Here is a 14,729-nt window from a genome sequence, read left to right on the forward strand (position 1 = left end):
ATGTTATACTTAATGTAATTATTGCTTGAATGATCGATAATCATTGATAAAAAGAAAGTTGGGAAGACATTAATGATTGAAATGAAAAAAGTAACTAAAAAATATTCTAATGGAACGACAGCCTTAAGAAATATCTCTGTTAATATTAATCAAGGAGAATTTGTTTATGTTGTAGGGCCAAGTGGGGCTGGTAAATCAACCTTCATTAAACTAATGTATCGTGAGGAAAAAGCGACAAAAGGGTCTCTTGAAGTATGCGGTTATGATTTGTTAACCATAAAAAATCGGAACGTTCCTTATCTTAGAAGAGAGATAGGAACAGTATTCCAAGATTATAAATTGTTAACACAAAAAACAGTTTATGAGAATGTGGCTTATGCTATGTTTGTTATCGGTAAAAAACCACGTGAGATTAAGAAACGTGTGATGGAAGTATTGGATCTAGTTGGTCTAAAACATAAAGTTCGTATGTTCCCTAACGAATTATCTGGTGGGGAGCAACAACGTGTGGCCATTGCTCGTGCGATTGTTAATACACCAAAGATTTTAATTGCCGATGAACCAACAGGAAATTTAGATCCGGAAAATTCATGGGAAATTATGGATTTATTAGAACGTATCAATAGTCAAGGAACGACTGTAGTTATGGCAACTCATAATAGTATGATTGTGAATGAAATTCGTCACCGTGTTATCGCTATTGAAAGTGGTCGCATCACAAGAGACCAAGACGAGGGGGATTACGGATACGATGATTAGAAACTTTTTTAGACATATAGGTAGTGCATTAAAAAACTTAAAGCGTAACGGTTGGATGACATTAGCCTCTGTTAGTGCTGTAACAGTCACGTTGACATTAGTTGGTATCTTTTTAACGGTTATTTTAAATGTGACAAAAATTGCTGATGATATTAACAAAAACGTTGATGTTTCTGTTTTCGTTGATATTGGAACCAAAGAAAAAGAGATTGAAGCCTTAGGAAAAGAGCTTAACAAGGTAGATAATGTAACCAAAGTAACTTTTTCTAGCAAACAAAACGAGTATAAAAAACTAACAGATAAACTTGGTGACACTTGGAAACTATTTGAAGGCGATGAAAACCCGTTGTATGATGTTTACATTTTGACGGCGAAAGATTCAGATTCTATCAAAAAAATTGCTAAAGACGCTGGGGAATTGCCTAACGTGTATAAAGCAGATTATGGTGGACAAAACTCTGATAAGCTATTTAAAATTTCAGAAAATGTGAGATTATGGGGTAGTATCGCTGGAGTATTCTTAATTGCGGTAGCGGTATTTTTGATTTCTAATACAATTAGAATTACCATTATTTCACGAAAAAGAGAAATTCAAATTATGCGATTAGTTGGAGCTAAAAATGGTTTTATCCGTTGGCCGTTCTTTATTGAAGGTGCTTTTATTGGCGTATTAGGCTCGATTGTCCCATTATTATTAATATCATTTGGGTATTCGCAAGTCTATTATATTTTTACTAAAAGTATGATTGCCACAGCTTCTTATGACTTAGTTAGTCCAGGAGCCTTAGTATTCAAATTAAATCTCTTTTTAATTGCGATTGGTATGGTGATTGGTTCCTTAGGATCAGTCCTATCCATGAGACGTTTCTTAAAAGTATAAAAGATAAAACTGTCATTCTTATAAGGGTGGCAGTTTTTTTGTATAAAAAAACACTCCCATTGTCATCAATGGAAGTGTTTTGATAGGATTATAACATGTCTTGCTGATGAGGGTCATCAATATTAATTTCAAAAACGAGACCTAGCGCCATCATGGTTGATACTAGAGCGGTTCCTCCTTGACTTAAGAAAGGTAAGGGAATACCTGTTAAAGGGAGCAGACCGACAGAAGCCCCAATGTTTTCGAAGGTTTGGAAAACAAGCATGAAGACAATACCAACAGCAATATAAATATTAAATTTAGAGTTACTTCTTAATCCAGCGTAGAAAATTTGGAAGAAGAGGTAGAAATACAGCAAAATAACAAAGGAGCTTCCTAAGAAACCATATGCTTCACCAACGAAGGTGAAAATCATATCAGATTCTCTTACAGGTACATAAACATCGATACCTGAGGCTCCTTTACCAAATAATCCGCCAGAACCAATAGCTACCAAACCTTGTACTTGCTGGTAACCAATGGAATCAGCGTAGTCAAAAGGATTTGCCCAAGCCAAAACTCGGTTAAGTTGGTATTGTTTAAAATGAAGCTTATTGAGGATAGTGTGTCCAGAATCTGTAAAGACTAAGAAAATGAGAAGTCCCCCAATAAGAGTTAAAATACCTGCGAGAGTACCGATGATTCGCCAATCAACACCAGCAGCAATTAGCATTGCTCCTAGAACGATAAGGAAAACCAATGAGGTTCCAAAATCTTTTTGCATGAACATAAGGGCAAAAAGAGGAAGACTATACAGGATTAATTGCTTTAATAAAGCGATATCTGTTTGAATTGTTTGTTTTTCAGTCTTTAAATCGTACTTGATAAGTTCTCTTGAAATGAATAGAATATAAGAAATTTTAGCAAGTTCTGAAGGTTGGAATTTGAACCCAGCAATATCTATCCAACGTTTTGTATTAGTTAAAGCATACATGGAAGCATCATAATAAAAATACAAAGATGCCATGAGGAGTAAAGATAAAAGATAGAGCCATGGAACAAGTCTCCAAATTATTTTTTTGTTAATAAGTTTGATTAAAAACATTGCACCGAATCCTAAAACGACAAAAATAAATTGTTTTAAGGCTTGTTGAACACCAGAATGGTTATCATAAACCGCTACCCAATACTGAAACCAAACACTGAGGGTTAGCATGAGAAATATAGGTAATAGCAAGCCATAATTGATAGTGATGTTCTTTTTCTTTTGTTTGTTTCGAGTCATTTTTAGTCTCCTTTGATCACTTTCGTCTGAGACGTAAGTGTGCCTGTTATAGATATAGACACATAACTTAATTACTATACCACTAAATAGCGTCTAAATCATGAACTAATAATGAATTTAATGAATTATTTTATGATTCACAACGAACCTTTAAAAAAACTCATAAACAAATGAATAGACTTTTATTTGTTTAACGGGTAAAGTTAAAGACGAAATAGAGATTTGGAGGAATCGTTATGTATGATGTTATTGTTATTGGTGCAGGTCCTGGAGGGATGACTGCAGCTTTGTATGCTTCGCGTGCAGATTTATCAGTATTAGTGATTGAAAGAGGAGCGCCTGGTGGACAATTAATGAACACGGCTGAGGTAGAAAACTACCCTGGTTTTGCTTCGATTGAAGGGCCAGACTTAGCATTAAAAATGTATGAAAACTCATCTAATTTTGGGGCAACACATGCTTATGGGAACGTTGTAAAATTAGAAACAGAAGGCTCTATTAGAAAAGTCATCACTGAAGATGAAACATATGAAGCTAAGACAGTTATTATTGCTTCAGGTAGTGATCATCGTAAAATTGGGGTGCCTGGCGAAGAGGAGTTAGCAGGACGCGGGGTTTCTTACTGTGCTGTGTGTGATGGTGCTTTCTTTAAAGACCGCCATCTATATGTTATTGGTGGAGGAGATTCAGCTGTTGAAGAAGGGCTATACTTGACGCAATTTGCCAGCAAAGTAACCATTGTTCACCGCCGTGATGAACTAAGAGCACAAAAAATCTTACAAGACCGTGCGTTTAAAAATGAGAAAGTTGATTTCTTATGGAACAAAACACCTCTATCTATTAATGGAGATGGTGTGAAAGTGACGTCTTTAACATTAAAAGACACACAAACAGGGGAAGAATCAACAGTAGAAGCAGAAGGTATTTTCGTATATATCGGTTTAGACCCACTCACTGAGCCATTTAAAGACTTAGGAATTACTAACGAAAACGGTTGGATAGTAACCAATGAGCATATGGAAACAAGCATTCCTGGTGTTTATGCTATTGGTGACGTCAGAGAGACAGTCTTACGTCAGATTGCCACAGCTGTTGGTGATGGAAGTATTGCCGGTCAAGAAGTATACAAATATATTACTGAATTAGACTAATTGAATTGAGAAGGAAATAAGTAGCTAAACGGCTACTTATTTTTTTTCAAAAAGGGTATAATGAGGTATAGACTATCGTTAGGGAGTGGATTTGAGTGTCATTTGAAACAACATATAAACAATGGGCAGCGCATGACAATTTAGATAATTTAGTGAAAGAGGATATGAAACATTTAGCGACTCATCCTGAATTAATTGAGGACGCTTTCTACCAACCGCTGTCATTTGGAACCGCTGGCATGCGTGGGATTATTGGAGCAGGTATTAATAGAATGAATACGTATACAGTGAGACAGGCTACGACTGGTCTTGCTCTTTATTTAGAAACATTAGGAGAAGAGGCAAAGAACAATGGCGTTGTTATCGCTTATGATTCGAGACATCAATCGCCTGAGTTTTCTATGATTGCAGCGGAAGTATTAGCAAGTCATGGTATTAAAGCCTATGTTTTTGAAAGTTTAAGACCAACACCTGAATTATCTTTTGCTGTTCGTTATCTAGGGTGCGCGGCGGGTATTATGGTAACAGCAAGTCATAATCCACCTGCTTATAATGGCTATAAAGTATATGGGCCAGATGGTGGACAAATTGCACCAGACTTTGCAGAGCAGTTGACAGGGTTTATTAAAAACATTGATAACCCACTAATCATTGAATTAGCGACAGCTGAGCAAAAAGAAGCTTACGTTACCATGGTTGGTAAAGAAATCGATGAGGCTTATTTAGAAGCAGTAAAAACAGTAACCGTTAACCCAGAGCTTGTTAAACGTTCAGGTTCTGATTTATCCCTTGTTTTTAGTCCACTTCACGGAACGGGAGCCATGTTAGGTGAGCGTGCTTTAGTGAACGCAGGTTTTACAAAGGTGACCTTAGTTCCTGAACAAGCGATACCAGATCCAGATTTTACTACGGTAGTCTCTCCGAATCCAGAGGAAGAAGCCGCTTTTGAGTATGCTAAAACATTAGGGCAAAAAGTGGGAGCAGAATTATTAGTTGCGACAGATCCTGATGCAGACCGTATGGGGGCTGCTATTCTAACGCCTAAAGGAACGTACCAGATTCTGACAGGAAATCAATTGGGAACCTTGATGATTGATTACATTTTGAAACAGTTATCAGAACTTGGTGAACTGCCACAAAATGGGAAAGTAGTTAAATCGATTGTATCCAGTGATTTACCCACACGTGTGTGTCAAAAACACAATGTAGAGATGATAAATGTTTTGACAGGTTTTAAATTTATCGCAGAAAAAATTGAATCTTTTGAGACCGAGCAATCGGGAGAATTCCTATTTGGATTTGAAGAAAGTTATGGTTATTTAGTTAAATCCTTTGCAAGAGATAAAGATGCCGTACAAGCGATGGTTCTTTTAGCAGAAGTGGCGGTTTATTATAAGGAAAAAGGTATGACATTATACGATGCGTTGATTGAAATATATGAAGAATTTGGTTATTTTGAAGAAAAAACAATATCTGTTACCCTTGCTGGAAAAGAGGGGCAAGAAAAAATTCGAGAGATTTTAACTTCAGCACGTAACGCACCAGCAACAGAATTTGGTGGCATCAAGGTATTAGCGACGGAAGATTATCAAACAAAAGAGCGCCAATTTACGGATGGATCAAAAGAAAGCATTGATTTACCGTCATCAAATGTGTTGAAATATTTATTAGCGGATGGTAGTTGGGTAGCGATTCGTCCTTCAGGGACAGAACCTAAGATTAAATTTTATATTAGCACAGTAGGCACTACGGCTGAAGAGGCAACAAATAAACGAAACATGTTTATGAAAGATATTGAACTATTGACGAAGTAGTTTAAAGGAAGTGATAATGTGTCAATAGAATTTGTAACAGATAATAATATCCAAAAAGTCAGTAAATTTTTTAAGAGTTTAGGAGACCCCACAAGACTCAAAATTTTGATAGCTTTGTCTGAGGGTGAGAAGAATGTCACCGCGATAACAACTGTATTAGATATGGAGCAGTCTGCTGTTTCTCATCAGCTCAAAATATTAAGAGATCATCATTTAGTAAAGACGCGTAAAGAGGGGAAGACCGTCTACTATTCTTTGGACGATCAACATGTCATTGATATTTTACAAGCCACGTTTACTCATACGAATCACGTACATTAAAAACTTAGAGGAGACTCTAAGTTTTTTTTGCCTCTAACAAAAAGACGAACAATTACCTTTATTTTTTTAATAAAATACGTGTAATGTTTGACCTTGATGTTTTATGTTGTTAAGATGATTAAAAAAGGAGAGGATGACGAATATTGAAAGTTGCGGTAATAATGGGAAGTATTTCAGATTGGTCCACAATGAGTCTAGCTTGTGACATATTGGAAGAATTTGGTGTTACCTATGATAAGCACATTGTGTCAGCCCATAGAACGCCTGAGAAAATGATGTCTTTTTCTACTGAAGCAAGAAAGAATGGGATAGGTGTGATTATTGCAGGTGCAGGTGGAGCCGCTCATTTACCAGGAATGGTGGCTTCTAGCACAACCTTACCTGTGATAGGTGTGCCTATTCAAACTCAAGCGCTGAATGGCTTAGATTCGTTGTTATCCATTGTGCAAATGCCAGGAGGTATACCTGTGGCAACAACCGCAATTGGCAAAGCTGGAGCGAAAAATGCAGGCTTATTGGCTGTGCAGATGCTAAGTATGACTAATGCAACATTAGAAAGAAAATTAGACAATTATCGACTAAAAATGAAAGAAGAGGTCTTTGAAAGTGAGGCACAACTTGACTAAAACGTTAAAACCCGGGAGTACAATAGGAATTATTGGTGGTGGTCAATTAGGACAAATGATGGCATTAAGTGCTAAAAGCATGGGATACAGAGTAGGCGTGTTAGATCCAACACCTGATTGTCCAGCCTCACAAGTAGCAGATTGGTCAATACAAGGGGATTATGATGATGAGGTAAAACTGGAAGCATTAGGCCATCAATCAGATGTGCTAACCTATGAGTTTGAGAACATTGATAGCCATGTTTTGACTAAACCATTTTTTTTACAAAAATTGCCACAAGGATTACGCTTATTAGAAGTCAGTCAGAACAGAGAAAGAGAAAAAGAATGCCTTAAATTTTTAGGACTTCCTATTGCAGATTTTTGTGTCGTTAATAATCAAGCTGACTTAGAACAAGGGATTAAGACACTAGGGTTTCCTTGTGTTCTTAAGACATCAGAAGGGGGATATGATGGTAAAGGACAAGTTGTGCTTAAAGGAATTACTGATGTAGAAGAAGCGTCTAACTTGTGTGCCAATACCCCCTGTGTCTTAGAAGAATGGATCATGTTTGAAAAAGAAGTATCAGTCATTATTTCTGGGAACCCACAGGGAGAATATAGTGTGTTTCCTTTAGCTGAAAATAAGCATCATCAGAATATCTTACATCGGAGTGTTATTCCCGCCCAGTTAACAGCAGAGTGCCAAAAAAGATGTCTCGCAATTGGACTAGACATCGCGAAAGCATTAAAAAGTGTGGGGACAATAACGGTTGAATTATTTATTACAAAAGAGGAAGAAATTATTGTTAATGAAATAGCTCCTAGACCACATAATTCTGGTCATTATTCACTAGAAGCTTGTTCAATGAGCCAGTTTGATGCCCATATTAGAGGGATTTGTGGATGGGGAATGCCAGAAGTGGTTTTATTTTCAGATGCTGTGATGTATAACTTGATTGGAGAAGAACAGACACGCTCACTGGATTACTTAAATGTGAAGAAAGAGTGGTTTTTTCATTATTATGGTAAAAATGAGCTTAAAAAAGGTAGAAAAATGGGCCATATTACGATATTATCAGAGAGTATAAGAGAGACGCTAGATGAAGCGGAATGTACCACAATCTGGAAAAAAGAAAGGAAATGACTATGTTAGAACGTTACACAAGACCTGAAATGGGGAATATTTGGACGGATGAAAATCGCTATAAAGCCTGGTTAGAAGTAGAAATTTTAGCAGATGAGGCATGGGCAGAACTTGGTGACATACCAAAGGAAGATGCCAAAAAAATTCGAGACAACGCAAGTTTTGATGTCCAACGTATTTTAGAGATCGAAGAAGAAACAAAACATGATGTTGTTGCCTTTACAAGAGCTGTATCAGAGACCCTAGGAGAAGAAAGAAAATGGGTGCATTATGGCTTAACAAGTACAGATGTTGTGGATACTGCTTACGGGTATTTATTAAAACAAGCCAATGATATTTTACGGGCAGATTTGCAACGATTCACAGAAATTATTGGTGAAAAAGCGAGAGAGCACAAATACACAGTGATGATGGGGAGAACCCACGGTGTTCATGCAGAACCTACTACCTTTGGATTGAAACTGGCTTTGTGGTATTCAGAAATGAAACGAAATGTTGAGCGTTTTGAGCATGCAGCTAAGGGCGTTGAAGCAGGGAAAGTGAGTGGCGCAGTTGGCACGTTTGCTAACACGCCACCATTTGTAGAAGAATATGTCTGTGAACGTTTAGGTATTCGAGCACAAGAAATATCAACTCAAGTGTTACCAAGAGATTTACACGCTGAGTATTTTAGTGCGATGGCATTAATTGCCACAAGTATTGAAAAATTTGCCACAGAGATTAGAGGCTTGCAAAAATCTGAAACACGTGAGGTAGAAGAGTTTTTTGCCAAAGGACAAAAAGGATCGTCAGCTATGCCACACAAACGTAACCCAATCGGTTCTGAAAATATGTCTGGTTTAGCTCGTGTGGTTAGAGGCCATATGTTAACAGCTTATGAAAATGTGTCGTTGTGGCATGAAAGAGATATTTCACATTCTTCAGCTGAGCGTATCATTGTTCCAGATACAACAATTCTGTTAAATTACATGTTGAATCGTTTCGGTAATATCGTTAAGAATTTAACGGTCTTTCCTGAAAATATGTTGCGTAATATGGACGCAACATATGGGTTGATTTATAGTCAAAGAGTCTTGTTAAAACTGATAGATCATGGCATGTCGCGAGAGGCAGCTTATGATTTGGTTCAGCCAAAAACAGCCTATGCTTGGGATAATCAAACTCAATTTAGACCGTTATTAGAAGCAGATGAAGCCATCACATCAGTCTTATCACCAGAAGAGCTGGATGATGCTTTTGATTACAACTATCATTTAAAACGGGTGGATGATATTTTTACTCGTGTCGGTTTATAAGAATTAAAGTTCGTGATATAAAATCACGGGCTTTTTTTTATTTTTAAAAATACCTAAAATTCAATTAAACACGAACGATTACCTTTTTTTTGAATAAATAGTTAATGTTATGGTTGACCTTGTTTGTAATGCTTGGTAAGCTTCAAGTGAATAAGGCGTACGAATTTCGTATTTTATCACATTAACGTTTCTATTTAGGAGGAAAAACGATTGGAATCAATGGTTTTGTATCAAGGAAAAGCTAAAAACGTGTATAAAACAGAAATGGAAGGGGTTCTTCGGTTAGACTATTTAGATCAGGCAACGGCATTGAATGGTAAAAAAAAGGATAGGATTGAAGGAAAGGGAGCTTTGAACAATCAGATTACCGCTCTTGTATTTGAGCATCTGACTGAACAAGGCATTCACCATCACTTTATAAAGCAGATATCTGAAACAGAGCAATTGGTGAAGGAAGTCGCAATTATCCCATTGGAAGTGGTTGTACGAAATAGAGCGACTGGAAGCTTTACTAAGCGATTGGGAGTCAAAGAAGGAACGGTGTTAGGGAAGCCGATTGTTGAATTTTATTATAAGAAGGACGCACTGGATGATCCGTTTATCAATGCCTCTCATATTGATTTTTTAGGCATCGCTACGAGAGAAGAGGTCGCATATTTGACAGAACAAGCGTTATTAATTAACAAAGTGTTAACTAAGCTTTTTTTAACAAGTGGGCTACTACTGATAGATTTTAAACTAGAATTTGGAAAATCAAACAACGGAGCGATTCTTCTATCTGATGAAATTTCCCCTGATACGTGTCGCTTGTGGGATGTAACGGATGGACGTTCTCTTGATAAAGATATTTACCGGCACGATTCAGGAGACATTATCCCAATATATGAGGAAGTATTGCAACGGTTAAACCAACAAAAAAAGGAGACGATATAATGTATAACGTTAGAGTGTATGTTAGCTATAAAGCCAGTGTTCTAAATCCACAAGCAGAGGTGCTAGAAGGAACCATGCATCGACTAGGTTATCAGGAAGTATCTGACGTTAAAATGGGAAAATACTTTGATGTTACGATTCAAGCTGAAACGAGAGAAATTGCTGAACAGATGGTAGATGAGTTATGTGATAAGTTGCTCGCAAACATAACGATGGAAACCTATCATTTTGAGATAAAGGAGGCAGAATAAGATGAAGGTCGCAGTCATTGTTTTCCCTGGATCTAACTGTGATGTTGATTTATTTATGGCCATTAAGGAAGTATTAGACGAAGATGTTTCTTACGTAAAACATACAGAGACGAGTTTAGAGGGATATGATGCAGTACTGATTCCAGGTGGTTTTTCATATGGCGACTATTTAAGGTGTGGAGCCATTGCTCAATTTTCGCCTATTATGTCTGAGGTGACACGTTTTGCTAGAGAAGGAAAACCTGTTTTTGGGACGTGTAATGGGTTTCAAATTTTAACAGAAGCCGGGCTACTTCCGGGAGTGTTACTTAAAAATACATCCTTAAAGTTCGCCTGTAAAACGGTCCCTGTCAAGGTAATGAATAATCAAACGCCGTTTACCTTAGATTACGCATTGCACGAGACTCTCCAGTTACCTATTGCTCATGGAGAAGGTAATTATTACTGCGATGAGGCAACCTTAGCTGAGTTAAAGGAAAATAATCAAATTATTTTTACCTACGAAGGAGAAAATCCTAATGGTAGCTTAGAACAGATTGCAGGGATTACCAACAAGTCAGGAAATGTCTTAGGTATGATGCCCCATCCAGAAAGAGCTACAACGGAGTTACTTGGGAGCGATTCTGGTCGTAAACTATTCACATCAATGATGACTTATATGAGAAAGGTGACTGCCTAACATGATGGAGATAAAAGAGCCAACAGCCTTAGAGGTAAAAGATAAAAAGATGTATGCTGATTGGGGGTTGAGCGAGGAAGAGTACGAATTGATTGAACATAAAATACTAGGAAGGTTACCAAATTATACAGAAACAGGGTTATTCTCAGTCATGTGGAGCGAACATTGTTCTTATAAAAATTCAAAACCTGTGTTACGTAAATTTCCTACATCAGGGGAGCATGTATTACAAGGTCCAGGAGAAGGAGCTGGGATTGTAGATATAGGTGACAATCAAGCAGTTGTATTTAAAGCAGAGAGTCATAATCATCCTTCAGCAGTTGAACCTTATGAAGGAGCTGCTACAGGTGTAGGTGGGATTATTAGAGATATTTTTAGCATGGGAGCTCGTCCCATAGCTATGCTTAATTCATTAAGATTCGGAGAATTGAATAATAATCGTACCAGGTATTTGTTTGAGGAAGTGGTCGCAGGGATTGGGGGTTATGGTAATTGTATTGGTATCCCCACAGTGGGTGGAGAGATAGGGTTTGAGCCCTGTTATGAAGGGAACCCACTTGTTAATGCCATGTGTGTCGGTTTAATTGACCACAAAGACATTCAAAAAGGGCAAGCAAAAGGAATTGGAAATACCATTATGTATGTCGGTGCTAAAACGGGACGTGATGGTATCCATGGAGCTACTTTTGCTTCAGAGGAATTTGTTGATGGCCAAGAGCAACAACGATCTGCAGTACAAGTAGGAGACCCATTTATGGAAAAATTACTAATGGAAGCTTGTTTAGATTTAATCCAAAACCATTCAGATATTTTAGTTGGTATTCAAGACATGGGGGCAGCAGGACTTGCGTCTTCAAGTTCAGAAATGGCGTCAAAAGCAGGCTCAGGGTTGAAGTTATACTTAGATGATGTGCCTCAACGAGAAGCCAACATGACTGCGTATGAAATGATGCTCTCAGAATCTCAAGAAAGAATGCTTTTATGTGTGATGAAAGGCTCAGAAGAACGGATTGTTCGGTTATTTGAAAGTTATGGATTAGAAGCCGTTAATATAGGAGAAGTGACGGATGATGGTATGTATCATTTGTATCATCATGGGAAGGAAGTGGCTTGTTTACCAGTAGATGCGTTGGCAGAAGAGGCCCCAATCTATTACAAAGAAGGGGTGGAACCTGAACGTATGGCTCGTTTTAGGAAACTAGCTCCCTTTGAACCAAAAATTGAAAATGGGGCTGAGACGTTATTACAGCTATTACAACAGCCAACCATTGCATCAAAAAAATCTGTCTATGAAACCTATGATTCACAGGTTCGCACGAACACGGTTGTGGGTCCTGGGAGTGACGCTGCTGTGGTAAGAGTGAGAGGAACCGATAAAGCCTTAGCTATGACCATGGATTGTAATAGTCGATACCTGTATTTAAACCCCGAAATAGGTGGGCAAATGGCAGTGGCTGAAGCTGCTAGGAACATTATTGCTAGTGGAGGGAATCCCTTAGCTATCACAGATTGTTTAAACTACGGTTCCCCAGATAAGCCAGAAGGTTTTTGGGAATTAAGTACCTCAGCAGACGGTATCGCAGCTGCTTGTCGTATGTTAGAAACACCTGTCATCTCTGGGAATGTGTCTTTATATAATGAAACGAGTCAGCAATCTGTTTATCCAACCCCTGTGATTGGGATGGTTGGTTTGATTGATTCCTTGGATCATGTGACCACACAGGATTTTAAAGAACCAGATGATTTGGTATATGTTGTGGGTGAGACCTACAATGACTTCAATGGGTCGGAATTACAAAAAATGACATTAGGACGAATTGAGGGTGAACTGATGGGAATCGATTTAACCCTTGAAAAAGACCACCAACAAAAAGTATTGCAAGGAATCAGAAAGGGCTGGATAGCAAGTGCTCATGATTGTTCTGAAGGCGGTCTAGGCGTGGCCCTAATGGAAGCTTGTTTTGGTAAAGAACTAGGCGTTCATTTAGAAACCAAGTTAAACGTTAGCCAGTTATTTGCTGAGACCCCCTCACGTTTTGTGCTTTCTGTTCCTTCAAAAAATAGAGAAGCGTTCGAAGAATTAATGGATGGTAGTGCTACTTATCTAGGTAAGACATGTAGGGAATCTACCTTACATATTAAGTGTCAAGACGGGGATATAACACTAGATATTCAAGAGGCCAAGAAGGTATGGGAGGACGGAATTCCATGTCTTATGAAGTAAGGAGTTTAAATGAAGAGTGTGGTGTGTTTGGGGTTTGGGGTCATCCTGAAGCGTCAAAGTTAACTTATTTTGGTTTACATAGTTTACAGCACCGAGGCCAAGAAGGTGCAGGAATTGTGACAAATGACGAGGGAAGATTACAAGGTTATCGCAACTTAGGGTTATTAACAGAAGTGTTTCATTCTCCAGAGACACTGTCGCAATTACCTGGAAACAGAGCCATTGGTCATGTCAGATATGCCACATCTGGCACAGGTGCAGTGAATAATATTCAACCTTTTTTATTTAAATTTTATGATGGGGATATCGCCTTAGCTCATAACGGGAATTTAATTAATGCAAAGACGTTACGTGATGAGGTAGAACAAGAAGGCGCTATTTTTCATTCTAATTCTGATACAGAGATACTAATGCACTTAATCAGACGAAGCAAACACCCTCACTTTGAAGAAAAACTAAAAGAGGCCCTGAACCAAGTCAAAGGAGGATTTGCTTACCTGTTATTAACAGAGACAGCTCTTTATGCCGCGCTAGATCCTAATGCCTTTAGACCTTTGGCGATTGGTCAAATGAAGTCGGGAGCTTACGTCATTGCAAGTGAAACCTGTGCGCTAGAAACAGTTGGTGCTAGCTTCATCAGAGATGTGGAACCTGGAGAATTGATAAAAATAAACGATGAGGGTCTAGTTATTGATCACTTTACGAAAGAAACAACGTATTCTATTTGTGCCATGGAATACATTTACTTTGCCCGTCCTGATTCAAACATTAAAGGAATCAACGTTCACAGAGCTCGAAAAAATATGGGAATGTTACTAGCCGAGGAAGCACCTGTCGAGGCAGACATGGTAATTGGTGTTCCTAACTCCTCTTTGTCAGCTGCAAGTGGCTACGCTGAAGCAAGTGGGATACCTTATGAGATGGGCTTAGTCAAAAATCAATACGTCGGAAGAACCTTTATCCAACCCACTCAAGAATTACGAGAAGAAGGGGTTCGTATGAAGTTATCGGCTGTTAGAGGAGTTGTAGAAGGCAAGCGGATTATTTTAGTAGATGATTCTATTGTACGAGGGACAACGAGTCAGCGAATCGTTCAATTATTAAAAGATGCAGGAGCAACAGAAGTCCATGTGCGTATTGCAGCACCACCGTTAAAGTACCCTTGTTTTTACGGTATTGATATTCAGACGAAAAAAGAATTAATTGCGGCCAATCATTCGAACCAAGAAATACAGGCATTGATAAAAGCGGATTCTTTAGCTTTTTTAAGTGAAGACGGTTTGATTCATGCTATTGGCTTGCCTTTAAATGCACCTTATTCGGGGTTATGTATGGCTTATTTTAACGGAGATTATCCCACAGAATTATACGATTATGCTGTTGATAAAAAATGAAGACAAGACGAT

General features: G+C 38.1%; 14 protein-coding genes. 13 read left to right on the top strand and 1 reads right to left on the bottom strand.

Annotated elements, in window-relative coordinates:
• The first annotated feature begins 72 nt into the window (after nucleotides 1-72).
• Nucleotides 73-759: a cell division ATP-binding protein FtsE gene (ftsE, locus tag ACVWM0_RS04215; protein ID WP_476473381.1), complete on the top strand. Its 687-nt coding sequence runs from the start codon at nucleotides 73-75 to the stop codon at nucleotides 757-759.
• Nucleotides 752-1,639 carry a permease-like cell division protein FtsX gene (gene ftsX / locus ACVWM0_RS04220; RefSeq protein WP_476473382.1) on the top strand — a complete coding sequence of 296 codons (888 nt, stop codon included), beginning with the start codon at nucleotides 752-754 and terminating at the stop codon, nucleotides 1,637-1,639. Before ftsE ends, ftsX begins: the two co-directional genes overlap by 8 nt.
• Before the next feature lie 88 nt (nucleotides 1,640-1,727).
• On the opposite strand, the gene ACVWM0_RS04225 is transcribed toward ftsX, so the two are convergent.
• A complete protein-coding gene (locus ACVWM0_RS04225; protein WP_476473383.1) occupies nucleotides 1,728-2,903 on the bottom strand; it encodes an FtsW/RodA/SpoVE family cell cycle protein in 1,176 nt (391 codons plus the stop codon).
• Between the two features lie 236 nt (nucleotides 2,904-3,139).
• Between ACVWM0_RS04225 and trxB the strand changes: the two genes are divergently transcribed.
• The 11 genes from trxB (at nucleotide 3,140) to purF (ending at nucleotide 14,717) form a co-directional block, all read left to right on the top strand.
• Nucleotides 3,140-4,054, top strand: a complete 915-nt coding sequence (gene trxB, locus ACVWM0_RS04230) for a thioredoxin-disulfide reductase (protein WP_476473384.1) — start codon at nucleotides 3,140-3,142, stop codon at nucleotides 4,052-4,054.
• Between the two features lie 95 nt (nucleotides 4,055-4,149).
• A complete protein-coding gene (locus ACVWM0_RS04235; protein WP_476473385.1) occupies nucleotides 4,150-5,868 on the top strand; it encodes a phospho-sugar mutase in 1,719 nt (572 codons plus the stop codon).
• A gap of 24 nt (nucleotides 5,869-5,892) precedes the next feature.
• Nucleotides 5,893-6,189 carry an ArsR/SmtB family transcription factor gene (locus ACVWM0_RS04240; protein ID WP_476473656.1) on the top strand — a complete coding sequence of 99 codons (297 nt, stop codon included), beginning with the start codon at nucleotides 5,893-5,895 and terminating at the stop codon, nucleotides 6,187-6,189.
• 140 nt (nucleotides 6,190-6,329) lie between these two features.
• Entirely contained in the window at nucleotides 6,330-6,815 is a 486-nt protein-coding gene (purE, locus tag ACVWM0_RS04245; protein ID WP_476473657.1) for a 5-(carboxyamino)imidazole ribonucleotide mutase, read from the top strand.
• The gene (gene purK / locus ACVWM0_RS04250; protein ID WP_476473386.1) at nucleotides 6,808-7,941 is read left to right on the top strand and encodes a 5-(carboxyamino)imidazole ribonucleotide synthase; all 1,134 of its coding nucleotides are present in this window, start codon (nucleotides 6,808-6,810) and stop codon (nucleotides 7,939-7,941) included. Before purE ends, purK begins: the two co-directional genes overlap by 8 nt.
• Nucleotides 7,942-7,943: 2 nt before the next feature.
• Entirely contained in the window at nucleotides 7,944-9,236 is a 1,293-nt protein-coding gene (gene purB / locus ACVWM0_RS04255; protein WP_476473387.1) for an adenylosuccinate lyase, read from the top strand.
• A 219-nt stretch (nucleotides 9,237-9,455) separates the two neighbouring features.
• Nucleotides 9,456-10,169 (top strand): phosphoribosylaminoimidazolesuccinocarboxamide synthase, encoded by a 714-nt coding sequence (purC, locus tag ACVWM0_RS04260; protein ID WP_476473658.1) that lies wholly within the window; start codon nucleotides 9,456-9,458, stop codon nucleotides 10,167-10,169.
• Nucleotides 10,169-10,420 carry a phosphoribosylformylglycinamidine synthase subunit PurS gene (gene purS / locus ACVWM0_RS04265; protein WP_476473388.1) on the top strand — a complete coding sequence of 84 codons (252 nt, stop codon included), beginning with the start codon at nucleotides 10,169-10,171 and terminating at the stop codon, nucleotides 10,418-10,420. Before purC ends, purS begins: the two co-directional genes overlap by 1 nt.
• 1 nt (nucleotide 10,421) lies before the next feature.
• On the top strand, nucleotides 10,422-11,099 hold the full coding sequence (gene purQ, locus ACVWM0_RS04270) for a phosphoribosylformylglycinamidine synthase subunit PurQ (protein ID WP_476473389.1): 678 nt from the start codon (nucleotides 10,422-10,424) through the stop codon (nucleotides 11,097-11,099).
• 1 nt (nucleotide 11,100) lies between these two features.
• Nucleotides 11,101-13,323: a phosphoribosylformylglycinamidine synthase subunit PurL gene (gene purL / locus ACVWM0_RS04275; RefSeq protein ID WP_476473390.1), complete on the top strand. Its 2,223-nt coding sequence runs from the start codon at nucleotides 11,101-11,103 to the stop codon at nucleotides 13,321-13,323.
• Nucleotides 13,308-14,717, top strand: coding sequence for an amidophosphoribosyltransferase (gene purF / locus ACVWM0_RS04280; RefSeq protein ID WP_476473391.1), 1,410 nt, complete (start codon nucleotides 13,308-13,310; stop codon nucleotides 14,715-14,717). Before purL ends, purF begins: the two co-directional genes overlap by 16 nt.
• Nucleotides 14,718-14,729: the final 12 nt, after the last annotated feature.

This window comes from Vagococcus sp. 211 (genome assembly GCF_056322705.1).

Coding starts and splice junctions, on each gene's coding strand:
- ftsE (WP_476473381.1), top strand. CDS start 73: ATGATTGAAATGAAAAAAGTAACTAAAAAATATTCTAATGGAACGACA.
- ftsX (WP_476473382.1), top strand. CDS start 752: ATGATTAGAAACTTTTTTAGACATATAGGTAGTGCATTAAAAAACTTA.
- ACVWM0_RS04225 (WP_476473383.1), bottom strand. CDS start 2,903: ATGACTCGAAACAAACAAAAGAAAAAGAACATCACTATCAATTATGGC.
- trxB (WP_476473384.1), top strand. CDS start 3,140: ATGTATGATGTTATTGTTATTGGTGCAGGTCCTGGAGGGATGACTGCA.
- purB (WP_476473387.1), top strand. CDS start 7,944: ATGTTAGAACGTTACACAAGACCTGAAATGGGGAATATTTGGACGGAT.
- purC (WP_476473658.1), top strand. CDS start 9,456: ATGGTTTTGTATCAAGGAAAAGCTAAAAACGTGTATAAAACAGAAATG.
- purS (WP_476473388.1), top strand. CDS start 10,169: ATGTATAACGTTAGAGTGTATGTTAGCTATAAAGCCAGTGTTCTAAAT.
- purQ (WP_476473389.1), top strand. CDS start 10,422: ATGAAGGTCGCAGTCATTGTTTTCCCTGGATCTAACTGTGATGTTGAT.
- purL (WP_476473390.1), top strand. CDS start 11,101: ATGATGGAGATAAAAGAGCCAACAGCCTTAGAGGTAAAAGATAAAAAG.
- purF (WP_476473391.1), top strand. CDS start 13,308: ATGTCTTATGAAGTAAGGAGTTTAAATGAAGAGTGTGGTGTGTTTGGG.